This window comes from Rossellomorea aquimaris, assembly GCF_000935355.1.
GTDB lineage: Bacteria > Bacillota > Bacilli > Bacillales > Bacillaceae_B > Rossellomorea > Rossellomorea aquimaris_B.
The window spans coordinates 1,082,400-1,105,249 of sequence record NZ_JXZC01000001.1 but is presented as its reverse complement, the minus strand read 5'-3'; the positions used below and the strand labels follow the sequence as shown (position 1 = coordinate 1,105,249).

At 40.0% G+C, this 22,850-nt stretch carries 18 protein-coding genes and 1 riboswitch; of the genes, 15 read left to right on the top strand and 3 right to left on the bottom strand.

What is annotated here, in order from left to right; translation table 11 throughout:
* Nucleotides 1-19: 19 nt before the first annotated feature.
* The gene (locus tag TV75_RS05530; protein WP_044338029.1) at nt 20-1,414 is read right to left on the bottom strand and encodes a peptide MFS transporter; all 1,395 of its coding nucleotides are present in this window, start codon (nt 1,412-1,414) and stop codon (nt 20-22) included.
* A gap of 125 nt (nt 1,415-1,539) precedes the next feature.
* Here TV75_RS05530 and TV75_RS05525 point away from each other — a divergent pair, with 125 nt between their 5' ends.
* The 4 genes from TV75_RS05525 to TV75_RS05510 all read left to right on the top strand — a co-directional run bounded on the left by TV75_RS05525 (nt 1,540) and on the right by TV75_RS05510 (nt 5,729).
* Nucleotides 1,540-1,779 carry a hypothetical protein gene (locus tag TV75_RS05525; protein ID WP_156142322.1) on the top strand — a complete coding sequence of 80 codons (240 nt, stop codon included), beginning with the start codon at nt 1,540-1,542 and terminating at the stop codon, nt 1,777-1,779.
* 57 nt (nt 1,780-1,836) lie between these two features.
* Nucleotides 1,837-2,892 (top strand): M42 family metallopeptidase, encoded by a 1,056-nt coding sequence (locus TV75_RS05520; protein ID WP_044337634.1) that lies wholly within the window; start codon nt 1,837-1,839, stop codon nt 2,890-2,892.
* Nucleotides 2,893-3,075: 183 nt separating this feature from the next.
* A complete protein-coding gene (locus tag TV75_RS05515) occupies nt 3,076-4,551 on the top strand; it encodes a UDP-N-acetylmuramoyl-L-alanyl-D-glutamate--2,6-diaminopimelate ligase (RefSeq protein ID WP_044337633.1) in 1,476 nt (491 codons plus the stop codon).
* Nucleotides 4,552-4,676: 125 nt separating this feature from the next.
* Nucleotides 4,677-5,729 carry a GGDEF domain-containing protein gene (locus TV75_RS05510; protein WP_172655619.1) on the top strand — a complete coding sequence of 351 codons (1,053 nt, stop codon included), beginning with the start codon at nt 4,677-4,679 and terminating at the stop codon, nt 5,727-5,729.
* Nucleotides 5,730-5,781: 52 nt separating this feature from the next.
* Here TV75_RS05510 and TV75_RS05505 read toward each other — a convergent pair whose 3' ends face one another.
* Nucleotides 5,782-6,999 (bottom strand): NupC/NupG family nucleoside CNT transporter, encoded by a 1,218-nt coding sequence (locus TV75_RS05505; RefSeq protein ID WP_044337631.1) that lies wholly within the window; start codon nt 6,997-6,999, stop codon nt 5,782-5,784.
* Nucleotides 7,000-7,171: 172 nt separating this feature from the next.
* On the opposite strand from TV75_RS05505, the gene TV75_RS05500 reads away from it, so the two are divergent.
* The 4 genes from TV75_RS05500 to nhaC all read left to right on the top strand — a co-directional run bounded on the left by TV75_RS05500 (nt 7,172) and on the right by nhaC (nt 12,279).
* Nucleotides 7,172-7,405: a YueH family protein gene (locus TV75_RS05500; protein ID WP_044337630.1), complete on the top strand. Its 234-nt coding sequence runs from the start codon at nt 7,172-7,174 to the stop codon at nt 7,403-7,405.
* A 159-nt stretch (nt 7,406-7,564) separates the two neighbouring features.
* Complete coding sequence (locus tag TV75_RS05495; RefSeq protein WP_044337629.1) at nt 7,565-9,133, top strand: peptide chain release factor 3; 1,569 nt, start codon at nt 7,565-7,567, stop codon at nt 9,131-9,133.
* A 199-nt stretch (nt 9,134-9,332) separates the two neighbouring features.
* Nucleotides 9,333-10,361: an EAL domain-containing protein gene (locus tag TV75_RS05490; RefSeq protein WP_044337628.1), complete on the top strand. Its 1,029-nt coding sequence runs from the start codon at nt 9,333-9,335 to the stop codon at nt 10,359-10,361.
* A 511-nt stretch (nt 10,362-10,872) separates the two neighbouring features.
* A complete protein-coding gene (nhaC, locus tag TV75_RS05485; RefSeq protein WP_044337627.1) occupies nt 10,873-12,279 on the top strand; it encodes a Na+/H+ antiporter NhaC in 1,407 nt (468 codons plus the stop codon).
* Nucleotides 12,280-12,345: 66 nt separating this feature from the next.
* Here nhaC and TV75_RS05480 read toward each other — a convergent pair whose 3' ends face one another.
* Nucleotides 12,346-13,218, bottom strand: coding sequence for a hypothetical protein (locus TV75_RS05480; RefSeq protein ID WP_044337626.1), 873 nt, complete (start codon nt 13,216-13,218; stop codon nt 12,346-12,348).
* 196 nt (nt 13,219-13,414) lie between these two features.
* On the opposite strand from TV75_RS05480, the gene TV75_RS05475 reads away from it, so the two are divergent.
* From TV75_RS05475 to TV75_RS05445, 7 genes are all read left to right on the top strand, one after another.
* Nucleotides 13,415-16,504 (top strand): efflux RND transporter permease subunit, encoded by a 3,090-nt coding sequence (locus tag TV75_RS05475; RefSeq protein WP_052504430.1) that lies wholly within the window; start codon nt 13,415-13,417, stop codon nt 16,502-16,504.
* 127 nt (nt 16,505-16,631) lie between these two features.
* Nucleotides 16,632-17,720: an SDR family oxidoreductase gene (locus tag TV75_RS05470; RefSeq protein WP_044337625.1), complete on the top strand. Its 1,089-nt coding sequence runs from the start codon at nt 16,632-16,634 to the stop codon at nt 17,718-17,720.
* Between the two features lie 182 nt (nt 17,721-17,902).
* Nucleotides 17,903-18,364 carry a hypothetical protein gene (locus TV75_RS05465; protein ID WP_044337624.1) on the top strand — a complete coding sequence of 154 codons (462 nt, stop codon included), beginning with the start codon at nt 17,903-17,905 and terminating at the stop codon, nt 18,362-18,364.
* Between the two features lie 63 nt (nt 18,365-18,427).
* Nucleotides 18,428-18,525, top strand: a riboswitch (yybP-ykoY riboswitch).
* Nucleotides 18,526-18,623: 98 nt separating this feature from the next.
* Nucleotides 18,624-19,415 carry a TerC family protein gene (locus TV75_RS05460; RefSeq protein WP_044337623.1) on the top strand — a complete coding sequence of 264 codons (792 nt, stop codon included), beginning with the start codon at nt 18,624-18,626 and terminating at the stop codon, nt 19,413-19,415.
* Between the two features lie 210 nt (nt 19,416-19,625).
* Entirely contained in the window at nt 19,626-20,780 is a 1,155-nt protein-coding gene (locus TV75_RS05455) for a DUF5667 domain-containing protein (RefSeq protein WP_044337622.1), read from the top strand.
* Nucleotides 20,781-20,980: 200 nt separating this feature from the next.
* Entirely contained in the window at nt 20,981-21,736 is a 756-nt protein-coding gene (gene sigI / locus TV75_RS05450; RefSeq protein WP_044337621.1) for an RNA polymerase sigma factor SigI, read from the top strand.
* Complete coding sequence (locus tag TV75_RS05445; RefSeq protein ID WP_044337620.1) at nt 21,733-22,812, top strand: anti-sigma-I factor RsgI family protein; 1,080 nt, start codon at nt 21,733-21,735, stop codon at nt 22,810-22,812. The genes sigI and TV75_RS05445 overlap by 4 nt, the downstream gene beginning before the upstream one ends.
* Nucleotides 22,813-22,850 lie beyond the last annotated feature (38 nt).

Genomic DNA, 22,850 nt, shown 5'->3' with positions numbered 1-22,850 from the left:
AAGCGGTTCTCCTATTTTTTTACGTATGGTTTTCTTCCCTCATCATTAAGACAAGCTTTTTCGAAATGACAAGTAATACGAAGCCCAGGATGATGGCTGTGGCACCGATGACAGCGAAGATTTCCAAATATCCCAGCGTAGCTGTCAGGGAAGCCAATTGTCCCGCAAGAAGGCTCGCCACACCTATCGCAGCCATCCAAACGCCCATTAGCAGGGAGGCAATCTTTACTGGTGCTACTTTACTGACAAGGGACAAACCAACTGGAGAAAGGAATAACTCTCCCAGTGTGTGAAGCAGATAAGTAAAGACGATAAATAACAGGTTTGCCTTTACGGTAATATTTTGTTCATCCGAACCCGTTTGCATCACTGCTGGAATGAGAATCATAAATCCGAGTCCAAGGAGAATCATTCCGATTCCCATTTTTGTCGTCATGTTCAAATCCCCTCGATTTGATCTTGAAAGCTTAAGCCAGACACTTGAGAGAATCGGTGCCAGGATCACAATGAACAAGGGATTAACTGACTGGAACCAGGCAACGGGTATAGTGTAGCCGAACACTTCCCGATCGATGAAGTTTTTAGTGTACAAAGTGAACGAGCTCCCTGCCTGTTCAAAACCAGCCCAGAAGAAAACGACAAAGCAGGCGAGGATGAGAATGGCTGTTGTACGCTGCTTTTCCTTTTTCGTTAAAGGAACATTCTGGTTTTCATTCGCTTCTTCAGCTAACGTTTTATTAGGCTTAAGCCCAACGGTTCCGAGATACTTATTATTTAATGTACTAAAGATAATTTGTCCGGTAACCATTCCGATGGAGGATGCAAGAAATGCCCATTTGAATCCATAGTGCATCGTTCCATCCGCTAGCGTTGTGAGGAATAAATCCTCTGCAAGAAAACCTGCAATCAGCGGTGCGAATAACGCTCCCAGGTTAATCCCCATATAGAAAATCGTAAAGGCCGCATCCTTTCGTTTATCGTGTCGTGGATAGAGCTCCCCGACGAGGGTTGAAATATTCGGTTTAAAGAATCCGTTTCCAATCACTAATAGGGCTAATCCGGCATATAAACCTATTTGGGAGTGGGTCAGGAAGATTAAGAAATCTCCACACGCCATTGTAATACCCCCAATGGTGATCGCCTTTCTTAACCCAATATAGCGATCCGTAAGCCAGCCTCCGAAAATTGGGGTGAAATATACACTACCTGTATAGATACCATAGATGGATAATGCCTTCGCGGGATCCACCCCTAATCCTCCGCTCACAAAAGCGGTTGTTAAATAAAGGACAAGAAGAGCTCTCATTCCGTAGTAACTATACCTCTCCCATAATTCAGTGAAAAATAGAAGGTATAGTCCTTTAGGATGTTTCTTTCCCTGAGGTAAACTGTCCAATGTAGATGAGTTCACTATATCACTCCCAAGTAATGTGTATTGAATACTGTTAGGTATAAGACGAACAGTAAACTTTCTTCCAAATCCTTTCATAGTATTCCCGTTCATGTCATAGGCATGTACAAAAAGGGATGGAGGAAAATATGATGTTTAAAGGATGTTTATATTGCGGTCATACCACAATAAATGAAAGCGAATTATTCATGAAAGAGGAATATGGTGATCAATTGGTATATCCCCATGGACAGAGGTTAGGGGGGAATGTGGCCATTTACAGCTGCGGAAAGTGTGGATTTGTTCATCCTTTCATTAAAGAAAAGAGAAAGAAATTTGAAAAGGAAGCTGTTAAGGGATTTAACGACATTCGATGGAATATTCGATAAACATGATTTGTAGTAATCTGGCAAATGACGGTATAATACGGGAAGGGAGGGAGTCAAATGAATACATATCCAGATACGAAGAAAACGCTTCAATTAATTAAGGAGCTTGTAGAAATTCCTAGTCCTTCAGGAAACACGAATAAGATCATGAATTTTGTTGAGGAATATCTTTCAGACTTAAATGTAGAAATGAAAAGAAACAGAAAAGGTGCGCTTATCATTTCGCTACCTGGCGAAGACACAGGAAGGCATCGCATGCTGACGGCACATGTGGACGCTCTTGGCGCAATGGTAAAGGAAATCAAGGGCGATGGACGTCTGCGTTTATCAATGATTGGCGGATTCAGATGGAATGCAGTCGAAGGGGAGTATTGTCAGATTGAAACCTCTTCGGGCAGAACCTACAGTGGAACGATCCTCATGCATCAAACTTCCGTTCATGTTTACAAAAATGCAGGTGAAGCAAAACGGGACGAAACGAATATAGAAGTCCGTATTGATGAAAAGGTCCGCAATGCAGAAGAAGTTAGAGGGCTTGGTATAGAAGTGGGGGACTTTGTTTCCTTCGATCCACGTGCTGAAATTACTGAAAGCGGCTTTATTAAATCCCGCCATTTAGACGATAAGGCAAGTGTGGGTATGCTTCTCTGCTTGATTCGCCAAATTAAATCAGAAGGAATCTCTCTTCCTTATACGACCCATTTCTTAATTTCCAATAATGAAGAAATCGGATATGGGGGGAATTCTAATATTCCTGACGAAACCATTGAATACCTGGCAGTGGATATGGGAGCAATAGGTGATGGTCAATCAACGGATGAATACACCGTTTCTATATGTGCGAAGGACTCGAGTGGACCTTATCACTACGAGTTGCGTAAGCATTTAGTATCATTGGCTGAAGAGAATGGAATCGATTATAAGGTAGATATTTATCCGTATTATGGATCTGATGCATCAGCAGCAATCCGGGCAGGATTTGATATTGTTCACGGACTGATAGGAGCAGGTATCGATGCTTCTCACGCATATGAACGGACACATGAGTCATCGATTCTTCATACAGAAAAATTACTTTGGCACTATGTTCAATCGAAGATGGTTGCGGGATAGAAAAGAAGTCCTTCATCCTCCAATAGGAGGATGAAGGACTTCTTTTTGTTTTAATTCTTATCATTAAGGGTAGGTGACATTTGTGTGAAAAAAGTTTGTTTTGATTTTAGGAGGTATTTCTCTTATCAAAGCTAAGATGATAAGATAAAATAGATACAATATTAATTCAAATGAGGTAAGAATATGAATACATATAACCTGTTAGACAGCATTAAATTAAAAACCATTTACGGTGAATTACCTTCAGAAATAAAAGAGATTCATGTAGATTCCAGAAAAGTGACAGAAGGCAGCATGTTTGTATGCACAAGAGGCTACACAGTGGATGGACATGATTATGCACAGATGGCCGTTGAAAAAGGAGCCACCCTGATTGTTGCAGAAAAACAATTGGACATTGATTTAAATGAAGCGGCATTGGTCGTTGTCAAAGACTCCTTCAAAGCCTTGGCTCAATTATCAAATAAGTATTATGATTACCCTTCACAAAAGTTAACGGTTTTCGGTATAACTGGTACAAACGGAAAGACCACAGTAAGTAACCTGATCCACTCCATCCTGAAAAAAGACAGCCGGAGCTCCGCATTATCGGGTACAATCGGCTTTAATTTAGACGGAGAGCTGCTACCGAGTGAAAACACAACCTGTGACAACTTAACGAATCAGCAGATGCTTCAAAGAGCAATAAATCGCGATATTGAAAATTTCACCCTTGAAGTATCCTCACACGGGCTCGCCTTGGGAAGATTATGGGGGATCGACTTTGATGTGGTGGCTTTCACCAATTTAAGTCATGATCATTTGGATTATCATGGGACAATGGAACATTATGGATATGCGAAAGGGCTATTGTTCTCACAACTGGGTCAAGACTTACAAAATCCAAAGTACGTTGTTCTCAACGCAGATGACGACTGGTATGACCGCTACAGCTATATGACTCCTCATGAAGTGATCAGCTATGGTCTTGAAGGGCATGCAGACTTTAAGGCAGAGAACGTGGAGTATTTCAATGATTTAACGAAGTTCACGCTGATTTCTCCTCAAGGGAGCTTTGAGGTAGAAATGAAGCTATTAGGGAAATTCAATGTGTACAATGTCCTTACAGCTATGGCATGTCTGTACGCGAGGGGTATGGAAGTATCCCGACTGGTTGAAATTGTTCGGGACCTTCCACCTGTAAGTGGCAGAATGGAGAAGGTAGAAATGGATGCTCCCCTGTCCGTTTACATTGATTATGCACATACGCCGGATGCAATCGAAAACGCCATTCAATCAGTCCTTCCGTTTAAAGAAAACAAAATCATCTTCCTCGTCGGTACAGGAGGGAATCGTGATAAGAGTAAACGGCCTACCATGGCAGAAAAAGCATCACTCGCAGACTATGTCATCTTAACGACAGACGACCCGAGATATGAAGAGTACGACAGCATTCTAGAAGATCTTGAAAAAGGGATGCAGCATGAACAGTATGCTTTAATAGGGGATCGCGCAGAAGCAGTTAAGCATGCAGTGGAGGTAAGTGAACCCGGTGATATCATCATCTTTGCAGGTAAAGGTCATGAGGATTATCAAATCATCGAAAATACGAAATATCCTCATAGTGACAAAAATATTGCGATAGAAGAAAGCAAGTTGAGGTACGGTGTAACCGAATAATCTTCTCCTGAGTAGCAGACCAATATGATAAATGTTGGTCTGCTTTTTTTGAATATGAACATAGACGCCTTTCATAAACTTTGGTAAATTTAAACTATATATTAAACAATGAGAGAATGAAGCTTATGAGATTTTCGTTGTATTTAAATGATTATGAAACAGAGAAATTGTTTTCTACTTTGAGGTGGCTGTTTGTAGTGATTGCTATACTCCTATTTTACGTCCCTCCCTTTTCAGATAATATCTCTACGAACAAAGAGATCTTCCCCTATTTATTGATATCCGGTGTCATCTATATGCTTGTGACTCAAATCGCACTTATACGGGCAAGGGATGATAAAAGAAGTCTTCAAATCATCTTAAAAGCGGGGATCATATTCGATTTCCTGGCATTGATCTGGCTGATGTTTCTATCAGAAGGGATACATAGTCCGCTTTATCCGATTTCAATTTTGTTTGTCATGCATGCAACGATTTACTGGAGAACGAAAGGGGCCCTCATTTCCCTTGTTGTATTCAGCCTCGCATATCTATTAATGGGGATCATGACCGTCAACTTAAATGAATTTCAACATTATTTCACACTTTCTTTTAATTTGTTTTTCCTTTGGATCATCGGTCTTTTTGGGGCGTTGATCATGCTGCGGGAGCGTGCACATTATGCGCAAATGGAAGCCTATCATCATCTCGCCCATAGAGATTATTTATCCGGCTTATTCAATCAACTATCATTTCAGGAAAAGTTTAGAAAGAAAGTGGATGCGAATGAATCCTTCACCATATTCCTGGGTGACATTGATGATTTCAAAAAAGTGAATGATGAATATGGTCATTTAACAGGGGATGAAGTGATTCGAAAGGTAGGGGAAGTTTTTCGTACCCTCTCGGAGGGCTATAAGGGACAGGCATTTCGATATGGCGGAGAAGAATTTGTCATCCTATTGCCTCATATGGATGACATAGTAATCCATCAGTTTTTGAGGGAATTATACGGCAGGTTGGAGTCCTTACAGCCTCTGCCGATTTCCATGAGTTTCGGTCAAGCCGAAACCACTGAAGCCAATGACCCTGAAAAGCTTATCACACTTGCTGATCAAAGACTTTATACAGCGAAGAAATCCGGGAAAAGAAGAACCTGTCTTTCAGATGATGAGTTGTTTATTCCATCCGCAGTCTAGAATGAAAAGAAGCTGTCCACCCAGTGGACAGCTTCTTTTTTGATCATATAAATTATACAAACATACCAGCAATTGCAGCGCTTAGTAACGAAGCGAGTGCACCGGCAATGACGGCTTTTAATCCTAAGCGGGCGATATCTCCTCTGCGGTCAGGGGCAAGGTTTCCAAGTCCACCAAGTAAGATACCCAAGGAAGAAAGGTTCGCAAATCCACAAAGAGCGAATGAGATGATGGCTACCGCTTTATCTGATAAGTTACCGATTTCAGGAGCAAACGCGGAATAAGCAACGAATTCGTTGATGACAAGCTTTTGTCCAATGAAGTTTCCTGCGACAACTGCCTCACTCCAAGGAACACCAATTGCAAAAGCAAGTGGAGCAAAAGCATATCCAAGTAATAGTTCAAGTGAAAGGCTGTCAAAACCGAACCAACCACCTACAAACCCTAGTAAACCATTAATGAGGGCAACGAGTGCAATAAACGCAAGTAGCATTGCACCGATATTAAGTGCTAATTGAAGCCCGACGCTGGCACCTTTGGCAGCGGCATCGATCACATTTGCCGAATCAGAATCCGCTTCCATATCAAGCTCTTTTGGTTCAGGCGTATGATCTGTTTCAGGTACAAATAACTTTGCCATTACAAGTCCGGCAGGAGCTGCCATGAAGCTTGCTGCCAATAAATACTCCAGAGGGACACCTAATAAGGAATACCCGACTAATACGGAACCGGCAACGGAGGCAAGTCCGCCTGTCATGACTGCGAAAAGTTCCGATTCAGTCATTTTAGATAGATAAGGTCTTACTACTAACGGAGCTTCTGTTTGTCCGACGAAAATATTCGCTGCAGCAGACAGTGACTCCGCCTTTCTCGTTCCTAACAGCTTTGCCAATCCGCCACCTAAAATTTTGATGAAAAATTGCATGATCTTAAGATAGTAAAGAACTGAAATTAACGCAGAAAAGAAAATGACGACAGGAAGGACATTAAATGCAAAAATAAACGCTATATTGGATTCTTCCGTATAAAGACCACCGAAAAGGAATGTGATCCCTTCGTTTGAATAATTGATTATAGCGTTTACACCCTGAGTCAACCATTTAAGAGAACTCTGACCCCAAGAAGTTTCTAACACGACAAAAGCGAAAAATAGCTGTATAGCCAGTCCTCCAAGGACGGTTCTGAAATTGATACGCTTTTTGTTCGTGGAAAATGCAAAAGCAATTCCCAGAACGACAATGATACCCATGATACCCCATAAATATTGCACTTCTTTCACCTCTTCAAAATGTAAGTTTGTAACTTGATGCTTTCGGTTTTTTATTTTACAATTCTTTCAGACGTCTGACAACCTACAATTACACGATATCAGCAAAGTTGTACGGACAACATCGTCATTAGTATGCGCCAATAAAGCGTTTTCATGAAAGGGGATACAAATTATGAAGATCAGAAAAAATTTTTTGGAAGGCTTGGAACAAAAAGTATATATCTACGAAAACAAGAAAGAAGAGTTCATATTGATTGCAGTGCCTGATATTCAATGGTCTTATTCTTTTACCTATGAAGAGGAAGATATACAAACAAAATTATTCCATTCATTGCAGGAAAGGGTTTCCGAAGAAACAGCATCTACATTAAGTTCCAGGATTGTTCAGTGGACACGTGAAATGTAATAAAAGCCTGGATAATGAATGCGGATGTCGTCCCGATCATACTAATAGGAGATGATCTGTGTAACCGACCTGAATGACCAAGGTTTTGATTCTTTGTTGCATTGTTACTTTAGAACGAATATGATGAGAAAGTGACAATGACGAGAAAGGGTTTTATGAATGAAAATAGACTTTATACAGGAAGTTCAGTCAAGACGGACTTTCGCTATTATTTCCCACCCGGATGCTGGGAAAACAACATTAACAGAGCAACTTCTTCTTTTTGGAGGAGCGATTCGAGCAGCTGGAACTGTAAAAGGAAAAAAATCAGGGAAGTTTGCAACATCTGACTGGATGGAAATCGAGAAGCAAAGAGGGATTTCGGTCACATCTTCTGTGATGGCATTCGACTATAATGATTATCGGGTGAATATCCTGGATACACCAGGTCACCAAGATTTTTCTGAAGATACGTATAGAACCTTGATGGCTGTTGATAGCGCGGTTATGATCATTGATTCAGCCAAAGGGATCGAGGCGCAAACCTTAAAGCTTTTTAAAGTTTGCCGCATGAGAGGGATACCGATCTTCACCTTCATTAATAAGCTCGATCGTCAAGGACGTGAGCCGTTAGAATTATTGGAAGAGCTTGAAGAAGTACTGGGAATTCAATCCTACCCGATGAATTGGCCAATAGGGATGGGGAAAGAATTTTTAGGAATCTATGATCGATTCCATAATCGAATTGAGCAATTCCGTGTTGAGGATGAAGATCGCTTTATACCCTTAAACGATGAAGGTGAAATTGAAGGCGAGCACCCTCTTAAGGAAAGCAATCTATATGATCAAACTCTTGAAGATGTTCTGCTTCTGAACGAAGCAGGAAACCAATTTTCCCGCGAACGCATAGCAAATGGAGAGCTATCTCCTGTCTTCTTCGGTAGTGCATTAACGAATTTTGGCGTTCAAACGTTTCTTGAAACATATTTACAGTTTGCACCGTCTCCGCAGCCAAGGAATTCTGATGCAGGTGAGATTGAGCCGACAGCAGAGGAATTCTCTGGTTTTGTGTTTAAGATTCAAGCCAATATGAATCCCGCTCACCGTGACCGGATTGCATTTGTCCGTATTTGTTCAGGTCAATTTGAAAGAGGGATGACTGTTAATCTTTCCCGAACAGGTAAATCCATTAAGCTTGCCCAGTCTACACAATTTCTTGCAGATGATCGAAGCACTGTAAATGAAGCTGTGAGTGGGGATATTATTGGGGTTTATGATACAGGTACGTATCAAATCGGTGATACGCTTGTTCAAGGAAAGCAAGGCTTCCAATATGAAAAGCTCCCTCAATTTACTCCAGAACTTTTTGTTCGTGTTACAGCTAAAAACGTAATGAAACAAAAACACTTCCAAAAAGGAATTCTTCAACTGGTTCAAGAAGGGGCCATTCAATATTATAAGACCCGCACGGAAGATATCATTCTTGGTGCAGTCGGTCAGCTTCAGTTTGAAGTATTTGAGCACAGAATGAAAAATGAGTATAACGTTGATGTGAAAATGGAACCGATTGGATCAAAAATAGCAAGATGGATTGAAAATGAAGAAGATGTTAAGGAAACAATGTCAAGCTCTCGAAGCATGCTGGTGAAAGACCGTCATGACAACCTTGTCTTCTTGTTTGAAAATGATTTTGCCATGAGATGGTTCAATGATAAAAATCCTGATATAAGACTATATAGTTTGATGTAAAGTCTGTAAGCACCCCTCAAGAATCGGATCTGGAGGGGTGCTTTTTAAGTTTCGGGAATTCAGGGTGTCCCCTGGAATCGTGTGAGCATTATCAAGTGAATTAATCCTAAAATAAAGGGATATTAGTGGCGTTGTTTAGGTAAAAAGTCTTAGTATATACTTATAGGATATATTTTCATATAAAGGGAGAGAGTTGAAAATGAAAATCGCTTGTGCAAATTGTGCTGTAACTATGAAGTATCACGACACAGGGTACTTTTTTCTACATAATAATCAGAATCATTCCGTACCGGTGATGGGATATTCTACCCGATTAGAAGATGGTACATATGTTTTTCTATATGAAAACCTGAAAGACCTATACGAAAAGCTTATGAGAGTAGAGGAATTAATGGAAAAGGACGGATGGAAGTGCAGCATAAATTGTATAAATCAGCCTGGACCTTTCATGACAGTAGGCAGATTTATGTTATTAATGAAGCATAAAGAGATGGTAGAGATGATTCAGGATGGGCATTTCACAAGTCACCTTCAACCAATCGTTGATTTAAGCGATTACAGTCTCTTTGGTTATGAATCACTTTTGCGGGCAGGGGACCAGTCAAAAAAAATAAATCCCGGACAATTATTTGAGGTTGCTGCCAACACAGGCTTTCATTCCATGTTGGATCAGAAAGCAAGGAAATCTGCAATCGAATGCCGTGTGGGTCAGGTGACTCCTGGTATTAAAAGTTTTATTAATTTCCTACCTTCTACGATTTATAACCCTGAATTTTGTTTGCGCCATACTTTTCAGATCGTTAACGAATTAGGATTAAATCCAGAGGATCTCGTATTCGAAGTGGTTGAAACAGAAAAGATTGTGGATGTGGAGCATTTAAAGTCCGTCCTTGATGTATATAAACGTGAAGGAATGAAGGTCGCGCTGGATGATGTTGGATCCGGATTTGCTACAGTGGAAATGCTGACCCTCCTTAATCCGGACTATGTAAAAATTGATCGTTCCTTTATCAATCATTGTGATAGCGATGCAGAAAATCAGGAGTTTTTACGAAAAGTCATGAAGATTGCAGGTGAGTTAGATATCCATGTATTAGCTGAAGGAATTGAGAGGAAAGAAGAATTGTTATTCTGTAAAGAAATCGGTGTTCATTATGCACAAGGCTATTTCATAGGAAAGCCGGCCCGACAAGCAGAAAAACCCTTTGCCGATTCTCTGCTGGTTTAAAAAAGATGACCTCGCTTCTACGAAGAGAGGTGTTTTTTTATAAAAATGTAGTTGACATATTTTAAGATGATGTTAAAATACTAGTATAATTACTTTAGTGCATAAAAGCTTAAAAGCGTTTAAGAGCGAAAGAGGGTGATGCCCTTTCCGACTCTTAGCGGTTAATCACATATCTTTGTCTTGAGCAACGCAGTAGGAAATAGGTAGACAGCAACCAGAGACTAGGCGGCAGGTGAAAGCTTAGGTCGATTATTTCTGAATTACATTGCTTATAAACCCTCTGAGTAAAGGAGGCTTTATCAAGAGACAAATCTTTATGAAGTGGGAATAAACAAATTGTCATACATTCATGAATAGTAATGAATGGACAGAGGGAATGTATGACAATAGGTTTATTCCAATTAGGGTGGTAACGCGGAGAACTCTTCGTCCCTATTCGGGATGGAGGGTTCTTTTTGTTGTTCTTTCTATTCCATTTCATCAATTTCAACTTAGAGAAGGAAGTGTTACTATGTTAAACATTCAAAGCGTAAACAAACCAACCGTAATAGAAGCTTCAGCGATATTACTCGCTATACTGGGGATGATTAGTGGCAGTATTATAGGACTCCAATCAGTCCCTCATATTCCGATCATCTTTTCACTCTTTTTTCTAATGGTGTATGGGCTTATTCGAAAAGTTAAATTCAAAGAGATTGAACAAGGAATGATTGTTGGGGCACAAGGTGGCTTAGGGGCCATTTTACTCTTTTTCTTCATTGGTCTTCTAGTGAGCAGCTGGTTACTCAGCGGAACCATTCCTACCTTGATGTTCTATGGATTTGAATTTGTTACTCCCAACTATTTTTATGCGATTGCCTTTTTGCTTACTTCCTTAAGCGGCATCGTGATAGGGAGTTCATTGACGACCGCCGCAACCATAGGTGTAGCACTTATCGGAATTGGTGAGGCGATGGGGTTATCCATGAGTATTACAGCGGGAGCGATTGTTTCAGGAGCCTTTTTTGGAGATAAGATGTCCCCATTGTCAGACACAACGAATCTTGCTTCTTCCATTGTAAAGGTGGATTTGTTTACTCATATTCGTAATATGGCTTGGACAACTGTCCCTGCTTTTATCATTACGCTCATCGTATTCGGGTTTCTATCACCGGAAACAAGTGGTGTCAAATTATCACAGCTGAAAGCCCTGCAGGAAGGCTTAAGTCAAACTGGCCTCATTCATTGGTATAGTCTCGCACCTGTATTGTTGCTGGTTGTCCTAATCGTATTCAAAACCCCTGCCTTGTTAACACTGGCAATCAATATAATGGTCTCAATCGGCTTATCATTCTTACATGGATCTTTGAAGCTGAATGAACTCTTTCAGGTGTTATTTTCCGGATTTGAATCCAAAACAGGGGTGGAATCCATCGACTCACTTTTAACAAGAGGAGGGGTAAACAGCATGATGTTTACGATTTCTCTTGTTATCCTTTCTTTAAGCTTGGGTGGATTACTATTTAAGCTTGGTATTATTCCTGTGTTACTTAATAAAGTTTCAACAATCATACAATCAGGCAGAAGAACGATCCTTTCAACGGCTTTATCGGCCATTGGTATCAACCTGGTTGTAGGGGAACAGTATCTGTCCATTCTATTGACGGGAGAAGCCTTTCAATCTCAGTATAAGAAGCTTGGGTTGCATCCTAAAAACTTATCACGTACGTTAGAGGATGCAGGGACGGTCATTAACCCGTTAGTGCCGTGGAGTGTATGTGGTATCTTCCTAACCGATGTATTAGGTGTCGCAACATTAGAGTATTTACCGTTTGCAATCTTTTGTCTCATTTCTCCTGTTATAACTATTCTTTACGGATTTACCGGCTGGACCATAGAAAAAGAACAAACTGAACCGAAGCCAATTGCATCAAACTAACATATTATTAAGAGGAAATAAAAAGGACTGTCCTGGTCATTCATCGAATCTTTTCTAACCGATGAATTATCCAGAGGGCAGTCCTTTTCGTGTGATTTCAACATAATTTGGGAAATGATGATTGTAATAATATCCGCCTATTGCAATCACTGAAAAATGAAAAAGGGGAAGTACCATTATCATAAGTGGATTCTTTAATAGCAACACACCTTCTTGGACCATGAATACTTCTATGGTTAACAGGAAAAGGATGGTCAACAGTGCATATTGCTTATCCATATTTCTAAAGAAGATAACCAGTGTATAAAAGTAGGTGGTAAACCAAATGTACATCGCATTTCCCGCAATCAAGTCCCGTGTAGGATTAGAGAAATGATGCAATGGGAGGATATATAGTTCCAAAAGGGATGAAAGAATCCAGGCAAATGAAAGGGTGACAGTCGAAATCGCAAAAAACAAGGTGATGAATAGTACATAGTGATTGGGATCATTTTCAAGCAGGTTCCACCACACTTTAGACAGTATGACAGAAAGGACTAGGAAAAATGATGTGTAATACGATTGCCACCAATGGTGTTCGTACAAATTTGAATAGGTGAACCATGTTTCAATGAGAAAGAATAAACCAATGATCAAGGCAATCCTGGTTGCTCTTAAATGATAGACAACAATATATGTGAGCGCGATTGGCACTGAAAAAGCCTGTGAACTAATCGACCCCAACACACTGTCATTGTAATTATTCGATAAAATATGGGGATGATACGTATAGCTGTTAAACAGAACAAAGATTATATATTCGAATACATAGGCTAATCCGGAAATAAAAAGCCAAAATAATATAATCCGAGCAGAAATATGACGGTTCTTAACCACTATGCAGGCTAATAGAAAAATGCTGATAAGACTAAGGGAAACAAATGGAACCCAATTCGCCATGCTAATGCTCCTTACGTTTCAGTATAAAAATAGTGTTTACAGATTAGGGGTATTTATTTATCAAGATGAATAATTTGTGAACATTATCCCTCATAGAAGCTTTAATATTGAAGGATCTTCCTGAAGAGACTATAGTTAACATTAACAGCTTCCGAACGGTATTGATCAATATACATAAAGAAAGGGGAGCGCACGTTTGAAAATTAGTGATTTTTCCATACGCCGCCCTGTATTCACCATCGTCACCATGCTACTCATACTTATTCTTGGAGGAGTTTCCCTCTCGAGAATCCCATTAAAGCTCATTCCAGACTTAAATCCCCCTGTTGGGGTCGTCGTCACCAATTATCCAGGAGCCAGCCCTGAGGAAGTGGTTGAAAAGGTGACGAAGCCACTGGAAGAAAGCTTGTCCACATTACCTGGGATGAAAAACATCCAATCTACTTCAAGGGAAGGCTCAAACTTTATTCTCCTTGAATTTTCATGGACAACCTCCATTGATGACATAGAAAATGATGTGCTTCAAAGAATGGATCAAACTCCACTCCCGGATGGTGCGGATAATCCAAGGTTTCTTAAGTTCGATCCGGCCCAATTTCCGATCATTCAGTTTTCGTTGCGTGAAGAGGGTAAGGAAAGTAATTTAAAAACGTTATCTGAGAACTTGAAATTGGAATTAACCCGTGTTGAGGGGGTCGCAAATGTAAACGTTTCAGGTTCACTCAAGGATGAAGTTGTCATTGAATTGAATCAGCAAACGCTGAAAGATAATCGTCTAAGTCAATCTGACGTAATTAACACGATCAGGGCAAATAATGTAACCTCACCGGGTGATACCATCGAAACCGATGGGCAAACCTTAACCACCCGTGTTATGAGTGAATTACAGTCTGTCGATGAATTAAAAAAATTGGTTCTTCAAGTAAATCCTCAAACTGGAAAGAAGATTACCCTTGGAGAAGTTGCGAAGGTTGAGAAGAAGCAGGAGGATACAAATACAATCACCCGTGCTAATCAAGAATCAGCCATCCTTTTTAGTGTGTTACAACAATCAGATGCAAACACGGCTTCTGTCTCCAAAGCATTTCAAAAGGAACTTGACCGTTTACTCCAACAAGATCAATACAAATCAATCAAAGCTGACATTCTCTTTGATCAAGGAGACTACATTACGCAAGCCATTGGGAATATCGCAAACTCCCTGATAATTGGTGGGGCGTTTGCCATGCTCGTTCTATTTCTCTTCCTGAAGAACGTAAAGAGTCCATTAATAATAGGTGTGGCGATTCCATACTCTGTCGTCGTAACCTTCGTCTTGATGTTCTTTGCTGATTTCACTTTGAATATCATGACTCTTGGTGCACTTGCACTCGGAATCGGAATGCTTGTGGATAACGCCATAGTCGTAATTGAAAATATTTATCGGCACTTATCCTTGGGGAAAACACCCAGGGAGGCTGCAAGTATAGGGGCCAAAGAAGTGGGTGGAGCCATAACGGCATCTACTTTAACAACGGTTGCAGTGTTTTTGCCAGTTGTTTTTATTTCAGGCTTGCTTGGTGAGCTATTTACGGAATTTGCACTGACCATATCCTTTAGCTTATTAGCATCTCTCATTGTAGCTTTAACGGTGATCCCGATGCTAGCAAGCAGATTGTTGAAAAAGCCTAAAGGGAATTTAGAAGCGAAGCGCAGACGTTCAAAAAGCCGCAAAACATTTTCCCGGTCTGTTAAGTGGGCCCTTCGTCACCGTTTCATTGTACTATTTATTACTGCCGTTGCTTTAGTTGCAGGTGGTATCGGTTTGACGACAGTAGGTACACAGTTTTTACCTCCGACAGATGAAGGATTTTTCAATATGAGGGTCGAATTGGAAAATGGAGCATCCGTGGAAGAAACGAACAAAGTCGTGAATGCAATCGAAGAGAGGCTGGAAAAGGAAAAAGACGTAGATGTATTTGTAAGCCTCGTCGGTACAACTCAGGAAGAGTCCTTCAGGGGAAGTTCGAAAGGGAATATTGCTGAGATTTATGTGAAAATGAATTCTTTGGAGGATCGGGAGAGATCGATATTCGCTTTTGCAGATGACGTAAAACCTGAGGTCGACAAAGCTGCTAAAAAGGTGAATGATTCTGCTGAAATCTCTTTTAACCTTCAGTCTACATCAGGATCAAGCCCTCAAACCCTGACATTCAATTTAAGAGATACAGACCCAAATCGATTGAATGAATCTGTCGATACACTTTTCAATTCTCTAAAGGGGATGGATGATGTATCAGAAGTTACTACCGATCAGATGGAAACAGTGAAAGAAATACAAATGAAAGTGAACCGTGACAAAGCTCTCGAACAGGGGCTGGCGCCTGCTCAGATCGGCACTCTTGTACAGGATGTAACACGGGGGGTATTGACGACCCAAATGGTCACAGAGACATCTGATGTCATAAATGTTTTCGTACAATATGACCGTAATATTACTGAGAATCTTGACTCATTAAAAAAACTTCTTATCCCTAATGGACAAGGAAAGTATATTCAATTGAATTCCGTCGTTGATTTTTCCATAGAAGATGGTCCTGTCAGTCTACAAAGAATCGATCAGCAGCACGCAGTTCAATTCACCTTGAAGTATTCATCTTCCACCAATCTCGGGGCAATTTCGAAAGCTGTGGATGAAGAGATAGAATCTTTGGATCTTCCGGATGAGACTTTAGTCTCGTTCAGTGGTGACAGAGAGCTGCTGGAAGATTCCATTGACGACATGGCACTGGCACTTGGACTGGCCATTGTTCTTGTATATCTTGTGATGGCTGCACAGTTTGAATCATTTAAATATCCATTTGTCATCATGTTTACTGTGCCACTCATGGTCATCGGTGTTGCGATAGCGCTGGCGGTCACTCAAACACCGATAAGCATTTCAGCGATCATTGGTGTTATCGTACTGGCAGGTATTGTTGTAAACAATGCGATTGTGATTGTCGATTATATTAACCAGCGTAAAGAAGCAGGAATCAATAGCTTTGATAGTATTGTTGAGGCGGTGCAGGACCGGGCAAGACCGATCTTAATGACAGCTTTGACTACTATACTTGGCTTATTACCTCTGGCTCTGGGACTCGGGGAAGGTACAGAAATCAATCAGCCTATGGGTATAGCCGTAATCGGTGGTTTGATAAGCAGTACACTGTTAACGATTTATGTCATTCCGATTGTGTACAGTTTCTTTGATAAAGAAACGAGAAGAATGAAGAGAAAACGTCAAGCATACGGTAATCAAGAATAGCCAAAATCCAACTGAGCTAACCTGACATCTAAGTAGTCACCTCTTTGTATCAAACGGGTACCTTAGGATGTAGGTTAGCTTTTTTACTACCCAGTTTTGAAACAAATCCTAGGCGGGGGGAAGCGGTATGAAGAAAGGGATATATTTAATCACCGGGTTTCCAGGATTTTTAAGCCTTAACATTGTGGAAGAATTAATTAGTCAAGACAAGGCTTCAGCAATCTACTTGCTCCATTTAGGTACTCTGACTGCAGAGGCAGGGGAAATAGTTAGGAAGCTGACAGAGAATACAACAGCTGACCTCATTTTAGTAGATGGAGATATTACACAACCCAATCTTGGAATGACGGAAGCCAGAATTGGCGAAATACGCGAAAAAGTTGAGTATGTCTGGCATTTAGCTGCCATCTATGATCTTGCAGTCCCTGAAAACCTTGCTCATAAAGTAAATGTCGGGGGTACACGAAACGTTAATTCTTTCTGCCAAACTCTCCACCGATTAAAGAGATATGTTTATTTCTCTACGGCCTTTGTAGCCGGAACACGTAAAGGAGAGATATATGAGAATGAGCTGGAGTGTCCGAATAGCTTTAATAATTTCTATGAACGGACAAAGTATGAAGCAGAGGTATTAGTTGATGAAATGAAGGGGATCCTGCCGATTACGATCATCCGTCCCGGAATTGTAAAAGGAAATTCGGAAACGGGTGAGACCGTTAAGTTTGATGGACCCTATTTTATTATGAATATGTTTAAGCGATTATCCTTTTTACCTTGGATACCTTTTCTTGGAGATGGCAATGCCCTCATAAATATCGTTCCCGTCGAATATGTCGTTCGAGCTTCCATCCACCTCGGCCATGAAGGGACCGGTACAGGAAAAACCTATCATCTTACCGATCCACATCCAATAACGGTAAGGGAAGTGTACGAACAGATTCTTTGGCATATGTACAAAAAACATCCCCGGGGAAAGATTCCATTGTCCCTTTCCAATTGGGCATTGAGTTTTCGATTTGTACGCAAGTTTTTGATGGTTGAACGGGAAGCGCTTGATTATTTTACACTTGAAGGTAGGTTTCATTGTGAACAAGCCCAGGAAGACCTGAGGGGATCTGACATTCAATGCCCGTCCCTGTCTAGCCAAATTGAAAAGATGGTTGAATTTTATCTTGAACATTCGTCTAACGAGAAATTACATGTGAAGATTAATTAAGAATGTTTTCATGATGAATGTTGGATTGCGTCTTAAACGCCGTAATAATTGGGAGGAAAATGGTAAAAATAATGGGAAAGCATCATTAGGAGGATTCTCGAGATGTCATTTTCCCTTAAGCAAGATCCGACCCGGTATATACCTATAATTCATACACTTCATCGGCTATTGCCGGGATGCCCATGAAAACGTCCATTACAAAATTAGAGGGAATTCTATGGAGCATTGCTCTCCCTGGTTTTCCACAATTACTGGTTGGACTTTGGTTTAAGGGAACTTTATTTGTAATTCTTGAGGTTATCATCAATGTACAAAGTAACTTTAATCAAGGAATTATGTATAGCTTTTTAGGGGAAACCCATAGAGCAGCTTCTGTGATTGATTATCAATGGTTGATGTTTTATCCTTGTCTCTATATGTTTGCATTGTGGGATTCTTATAAGCTTGCTCAAACCAAGGAAGAACCATATATATTTTTACCCTTTGTCATGTCTGCTTATATGGTGACCGTTGGCTTGATGTACTCTCCGAAAGTATATTTATTCGGTAAATTTATCGGACCTATCTTTTTGCCTATGTTGTTTGTCATTCCCGGAGTTTTACTTGGGCTAATCATTCGATGGATCCTCATTAGGATCCAATAAGCTTTAGTTCTTTACGAAACGTCAATCATGAGGTAAGATATGGGTATACAACTTAAACGTTTTCTACCTGTCAAAGGGGAGTAGCTATAGGTGTCATACCTAAACAAAGTCGTCAGTTCATGGATTATTCCATCGGCTTTGTTGGCATAATGATTATGCTCAGCAAGACCTTTGCCTTATTTAGGCAAGGGTCTTTTTATTTTATAAAAATCCTTGCCTATTGGAAAACTAACTGTGTAAATAGGAGGGACTTATATTTATGGATGCTTCAATGTTATTGGAATACGGTTGGGTACTGCTCATCCTGGTTGGTCTTGAAGGAATCCTGGCTGCTGATAATGCAGTCGTTATGGCAGTCATGGTGAAACATCTGCCTGTAGAACAAAGAAAGAAAGCACTCTTTTATGGTCTGTTAGGAGCATTTGTATTTAGATTTGCTGCACTATTTCTTATCTCGTTCTTAGTGAATGTTTGGCAAGTTCAAGCCATTGGGGCGATCTATTTATTCTATGTTTCGATTCACCATTTCGTTAAAAAGAGGAAAGACACGGGAATCGTAGAGTCTGAGTCAAACAAGGGCTCAGGTTTCTGGACTACGGTATTGAAAGTGGAACTTGCAGACATTGCTTTTGCGGTTGACTCCATGTTAGCTGCCGTTGCTTTAGCGGTTACATTGCAGCCAACAGGATGGTTTGATGTAGGTGGAATTGATGGTGGTCAATTTATCGTCATGTTCCTTGGAGGAATAATTGGCTTGGTGATTATGCGATTTGCTGCTACTTGGTTTGTTAAATTATTGGAGAAATATCCTACTTTGGAATCGGCAGCATTTTTGATTGTCGGTTGGGTTGGGGTAAAGCTTGCTGTCTTTACACTCGCTCATCCCGACGTGGCGATCCTGGATCATCATTTCCCTGAATCAAAGCCATGGAAGCTCGTCTTCTGGACCGTATTGATCCTTTTATCAGTTGGAGGATATTTATTATCACGAAAGAAAGCAAAACAGGAAGAAGCCAAGGCAGAAGTCAAGAAAGAAGCCAAAGCGGAATAAAAAAAAAACGAAAAGCTAACGTGAGTAATATTCACGTTAGCTTTTTTACATGAGGAATCAAATACCTACCCTCCCCCTTACCAATCCGTCCCTTTTTAAGAACTTTCAATTTTTATTTGTATAAACCCCCTCAAAAAAAATTCTCATAACGTAACTCCTTTAATAAGGCGATCGATCGACTAATAAAAATTCAACTTCCGAGGTGTACATATGACAAAACATTCAAAATTAATGAAATCATCTTTAGCGGTATTAGTAGCAGGATCTATTAGCTTTTCAGGTTCAATGGCTTATGCGAATAACGAAGAAAAAACCTTCGACACGGTTACAATTGAGCAAAAGGACAGTACAGGAGTTACAGTGAATGATGAAGCCATGATTGATTCTGCTAAAACAGAAATTGAAAAACTTGAAAAGACAGAAAACCCATCATTACTTCCTGGTGATTTCTTCTATTTTGCAAAGCTTGCTCTAGAGAAAGTGAAGCTTGCCTTTACGATGGATGACGCGAAAGAAGCGAAATTACTTGCAGAGTATGCAGCAGAAAGACTTGCTGAAGTAGAAGCTTTATTTGAAGAAGGAAAAGAAGAGGAAGCCATCGAAGCAATCAATCATGCCATTGAAATGATTCAACGCTCTGGAGAAGAATTACCACAACGTGAGAACGAAGAATCTTCTGAAGAGGATTCAATGTCAGAGGGCGAAACTGCAGATGAATTGAATACTGAAGAGAAAAACAGTGAAACAGAAAAAAACAAAGAAAGTAATGAAGAAGGTACTGTAGAAGAAGCAGTTTCCGAAGGGAAATCGGATGAAATGACTGAAATGGAAGAACTAATGTCACAAAATATCATTTCACTTCAAGCGAATATGGAAAAAGTGAAGAATCCAAAAGCGAAAGCAGCTCTTCAAAACAACATTGAAAAAAGCTATAAGAAATTAGCCGAAAAGCTTGCAAAGCTTGAAGAAAAATGGACGAAGAAAGCAAAAGCTAAAGAAGAAACAGAATCCGATGCATCGATGAAGGAAGACTCTGTAACTTCGGTTGAAGAATCAGTGCCAAACGAAACAACGACTGAAGAAAATACAGATGGAAATAAAACTGAGACAGTGAAAGAAGAAACAGAAAAAACTGCACCAGTAAAAGTTAAGCATGTGGAAAAAGAAGCGAAAAAAGAATTAAAGCAACAGCAAAAGCAAGAGAAAAAAGAAGCGCACAAACAATTGAAAAACGAGGAAAAACAAGCTCGTCAAGATGTTAAAGAAGAAAAGAAACAGCATCAGTCAGATGTAAAACAGAAGAAACATCAGGGTCATAACGATGAAAGCGGAAAAGAAAACGGCAAGGGTCACAATAAAGACTAAGAATTAAGCAAAAGCTTCAGGATAGGCTGGACTTCTAATGACCCGTCAGTCTCGAAGGGGATACTGGACTTGAAGTGATTTGTCATTTGCTGAGTGGAATGCATCTGTGAAGATTACTTAAGCGGTACCCCTTCCTCTCTATTATCCTTTTAAAATCAACATCATATGAGTATAATAGTGTGCAGGATGGAGTGAGACTGATGCTAAATGTATTACTATTTTTATTAGCCAAACAAAAGAAGAAACAAACGCTCGAAGACATGGCGATACAAATACAAAATGGTGATGAACAATTACTGAACATAGTCCTTGAAGACTATAAGCCATTTATAAAAAAAACGGTATCTTCAGTCTGTAAACGATATATTTATGAAAGTGATGATGAATTTAGCATCGGTCTTATTGCCTTTCATGACGCTATCTTAAAATATAATTATCAGCGAGGGTCATCCATCATCAGTTTTTCTGAAGTAATCATCAAACGGAAAGTCATTGATTATATCAGAAAAAACGGGAAGTTTCAGGATGTGAGCATCGACATGAGTCTGGTTGAGGATGATGAAGAGAACCCGAATTTAACAATCGAGCAAATTGTCTCAGTTGAAGAATATGGGAAGCAGCAGGAAGGAACAAAGAGGCGGGAAGAGATCATCTCTTTCCAAGAACATCTTTCTCACTTCAAATTATCCTTCCATGAGCTGGTCGAACAGTCACCTAAGCATGAAGATGCCAGACTGAATGCCATTGACATTGCAAAAACGGTAGTGAATTCCAAAGAACTATTGGATTACCTCCTTGAAAAGAAACGGTTACCCATAAAAAAAATAGAGAAACAGGTAAACGTCAGCAGAAAAACAATCGAGAGAAATAGAAAATATATTATTGCCATTGCTCTTATTCTTATTGGAGATTATGTATATTTACGGGATTACTTAAAAGGGCGGTTAGAGATATGAAAAAAGGGATCATTATGGAAATCAAACGTGATATCCTCGTTATGATGACGTCAGAAGGGGAATTTCTGACGGGAAGAAGACAGCCCAATAAACATTATACAATAGGAGAAGAAATTCCTTTCTTTCCTTTACATCATGAACCTGCTATGGCGAAACCATCTATTAAATGGAATTGGAAAGTATCGACTGCATTATTAACAACCATAATCGTCATCCTCACCCTGTTTTCAAGTGCATTCTTACAGAGTAAACAGGCATATGCCTATGTGTCTGTCGATATCAACCCAAGTATGGAATTGACACTGAATAAAAAACAACAGGTGATAGAGATCACCCCTTATAATCAAGATGCCAAAGTGCTTCTAAAAGAGTTGGGTGACTGGGGAGATATGGATGTAAGTGAAGTGACAAAGGAAATCTTCCTTTTATGCGAAGAACTGGGATATTTAAAAGAGAATCAAAATGTTCTCATCACTTCTTCATTTATTGAGGATTCGAATGATCAGACTGAAGATGATTTGGTTGCCGAAATAAGCATGTTTGTTCAAGAATATAGCACCTCCCATAATATGAATATCACGGTGAAAGAAACATCGCAGGAAATAAGAGAAGAAGCTTCTGATAAAGGAATGACTGCAGGCTCCTTATTACGTGAAACCGAAAAAGCTGAAACACCGAAACCAGCAGGGAATCCTGAAGAAGAGAGTAAAGACCAAGAAGTGCTCAAAGAGGAATTGATGAGAGAGGAGAATTCAAAGGTTGAGAATCAAAAGGTGGAATTACCATCTGAAGAGAAGAAGCAGATACCAACGAAACCTGAGAACCATCCAAAAAATAATAAACCTCTTCCAAATGAAAATAAGCCTCAAGAAAAACCAGCACAATCCCAAGGCAAAGGCGATTCCTCTGACCATCACAAATGGAATGAGTCCCATGGGAAACATAATGGCTCTTCTAATCAAGGTGATAAAGATCAATCCAGAGGCAATGAAAACCGTGATAATCGCAAAAAGGAAAACGAAGAAAAGAAAAATGAACACCAAGATAGAAAAGAGATAAAAAAAGATAATGACTAATAAACAGCGGCCCATTTATGAAATGGGTCGTTCTTATT

Excerpts from the sequence above, each read along its gene's own strand:
- TV75_RS05525 (WP_156142322.1), top strand. The coding sequence starts at position 1,540 with ATGATGTTTAAAGGATGTTTATATTGCGGTCATACCACAATAAATGAA.
- TV75_RS05520 (WP_044337634.1), top strand. The coding sequence starts at position 1,837 with ATGAATACATATCCAGATACGAAGAAAACGCTTCAATTAATTAAGGAG.
- TV75_RS05515 (WP_044337633.1), top strand. The coding sequence starts at position 3,076 with ATGAATACATATAACCTGTTAGACAGCATTAAATTAAAAACCATTTAC.
- TV75_RS05510 (WP_172655619.1), top strand. The coding sequence starts at position 4,677 with ATGAGATTTTCGTTGTATTTAAATGATTATGAAACAGAGAAATTGTTT.
- TV75_RS05500 (WP_044337630.1), top strand. The coding sequence starts at position 7,172 with ATGAAGATCAGAAAAAATTTTTTGGAAGGCTTGGAACAAAAAGTATAT.
- TV75_RS05495 (WP_044337629.1), top strand. The coding sequence starts at position 7,565 with ATGAAAATAGACTTTATACAGGAAGTTCAGTCAAGACGGACTTTCGCT.
- TV75_RS05490 (WP_044337628.1), top strand. The coding sequence starts at position 9,333 with ATGAAAATCGCTTGTGCAAATTGTGCTGTAACTATGAAGTATCACGAC.
- nhaC (WP_044337627.1), top strand. The coding sequence starts at position 10,873 with ATGTTAAACATTCAAAGCGTAAACAAACCAACCGTAATAGAAGCTTCA.
- TV75_RS05480 (WP_044337626.1), bottom strand. The coding sequence starts at position 13,218 with ATGGCGAATTGGGTTCCATTTGTTTCCCTTAGTCTTATCAGCATTTTT.
- TV75_RS05470 (WP_044337625.1), top strand. The coding sequence starts at position 16,632 with ATGAAGAAAGGGATATATTTAATCACCGGGTTTCCAGGATTTTTAAGC.
- TV75_RS05465 (WP_044337624.1), top strand. The coding sequence starts at position 17,903 with ATGAAAACGTCCATTACAAAATTAGAGGGAATTCTATGGAGCATTGCT.
- TV75_RS05460 (WP_044337623.1), top strand. The coding sequence starts at position 18,624 with ATGGATGCTTCAATGTTATTGGAATACGGTTGGGTACTGCTCATCCTG.
- TV75_RS05455 (WP_044337622.1), top strand. The coding sequence starts at position 19,626 with ATGACAAAACATTCAAAATTAATGAAATCATCTTTAGCGGTATTAGTA.
- sigI (WP_044337621.1), top strand. The coding sequence starts at position 20,981 with ATGCTAAATGTATTACTATTTTTATTAGCCAAACAAAAGAAGAAACAA.
- TV75_RS05445 (WP_044337620.1), top strand. The coding sequence starts at position 21,733 with ATGAAAAAAGGGATCATTATGGAAATCAAACGTGATATCCTCGTTATG.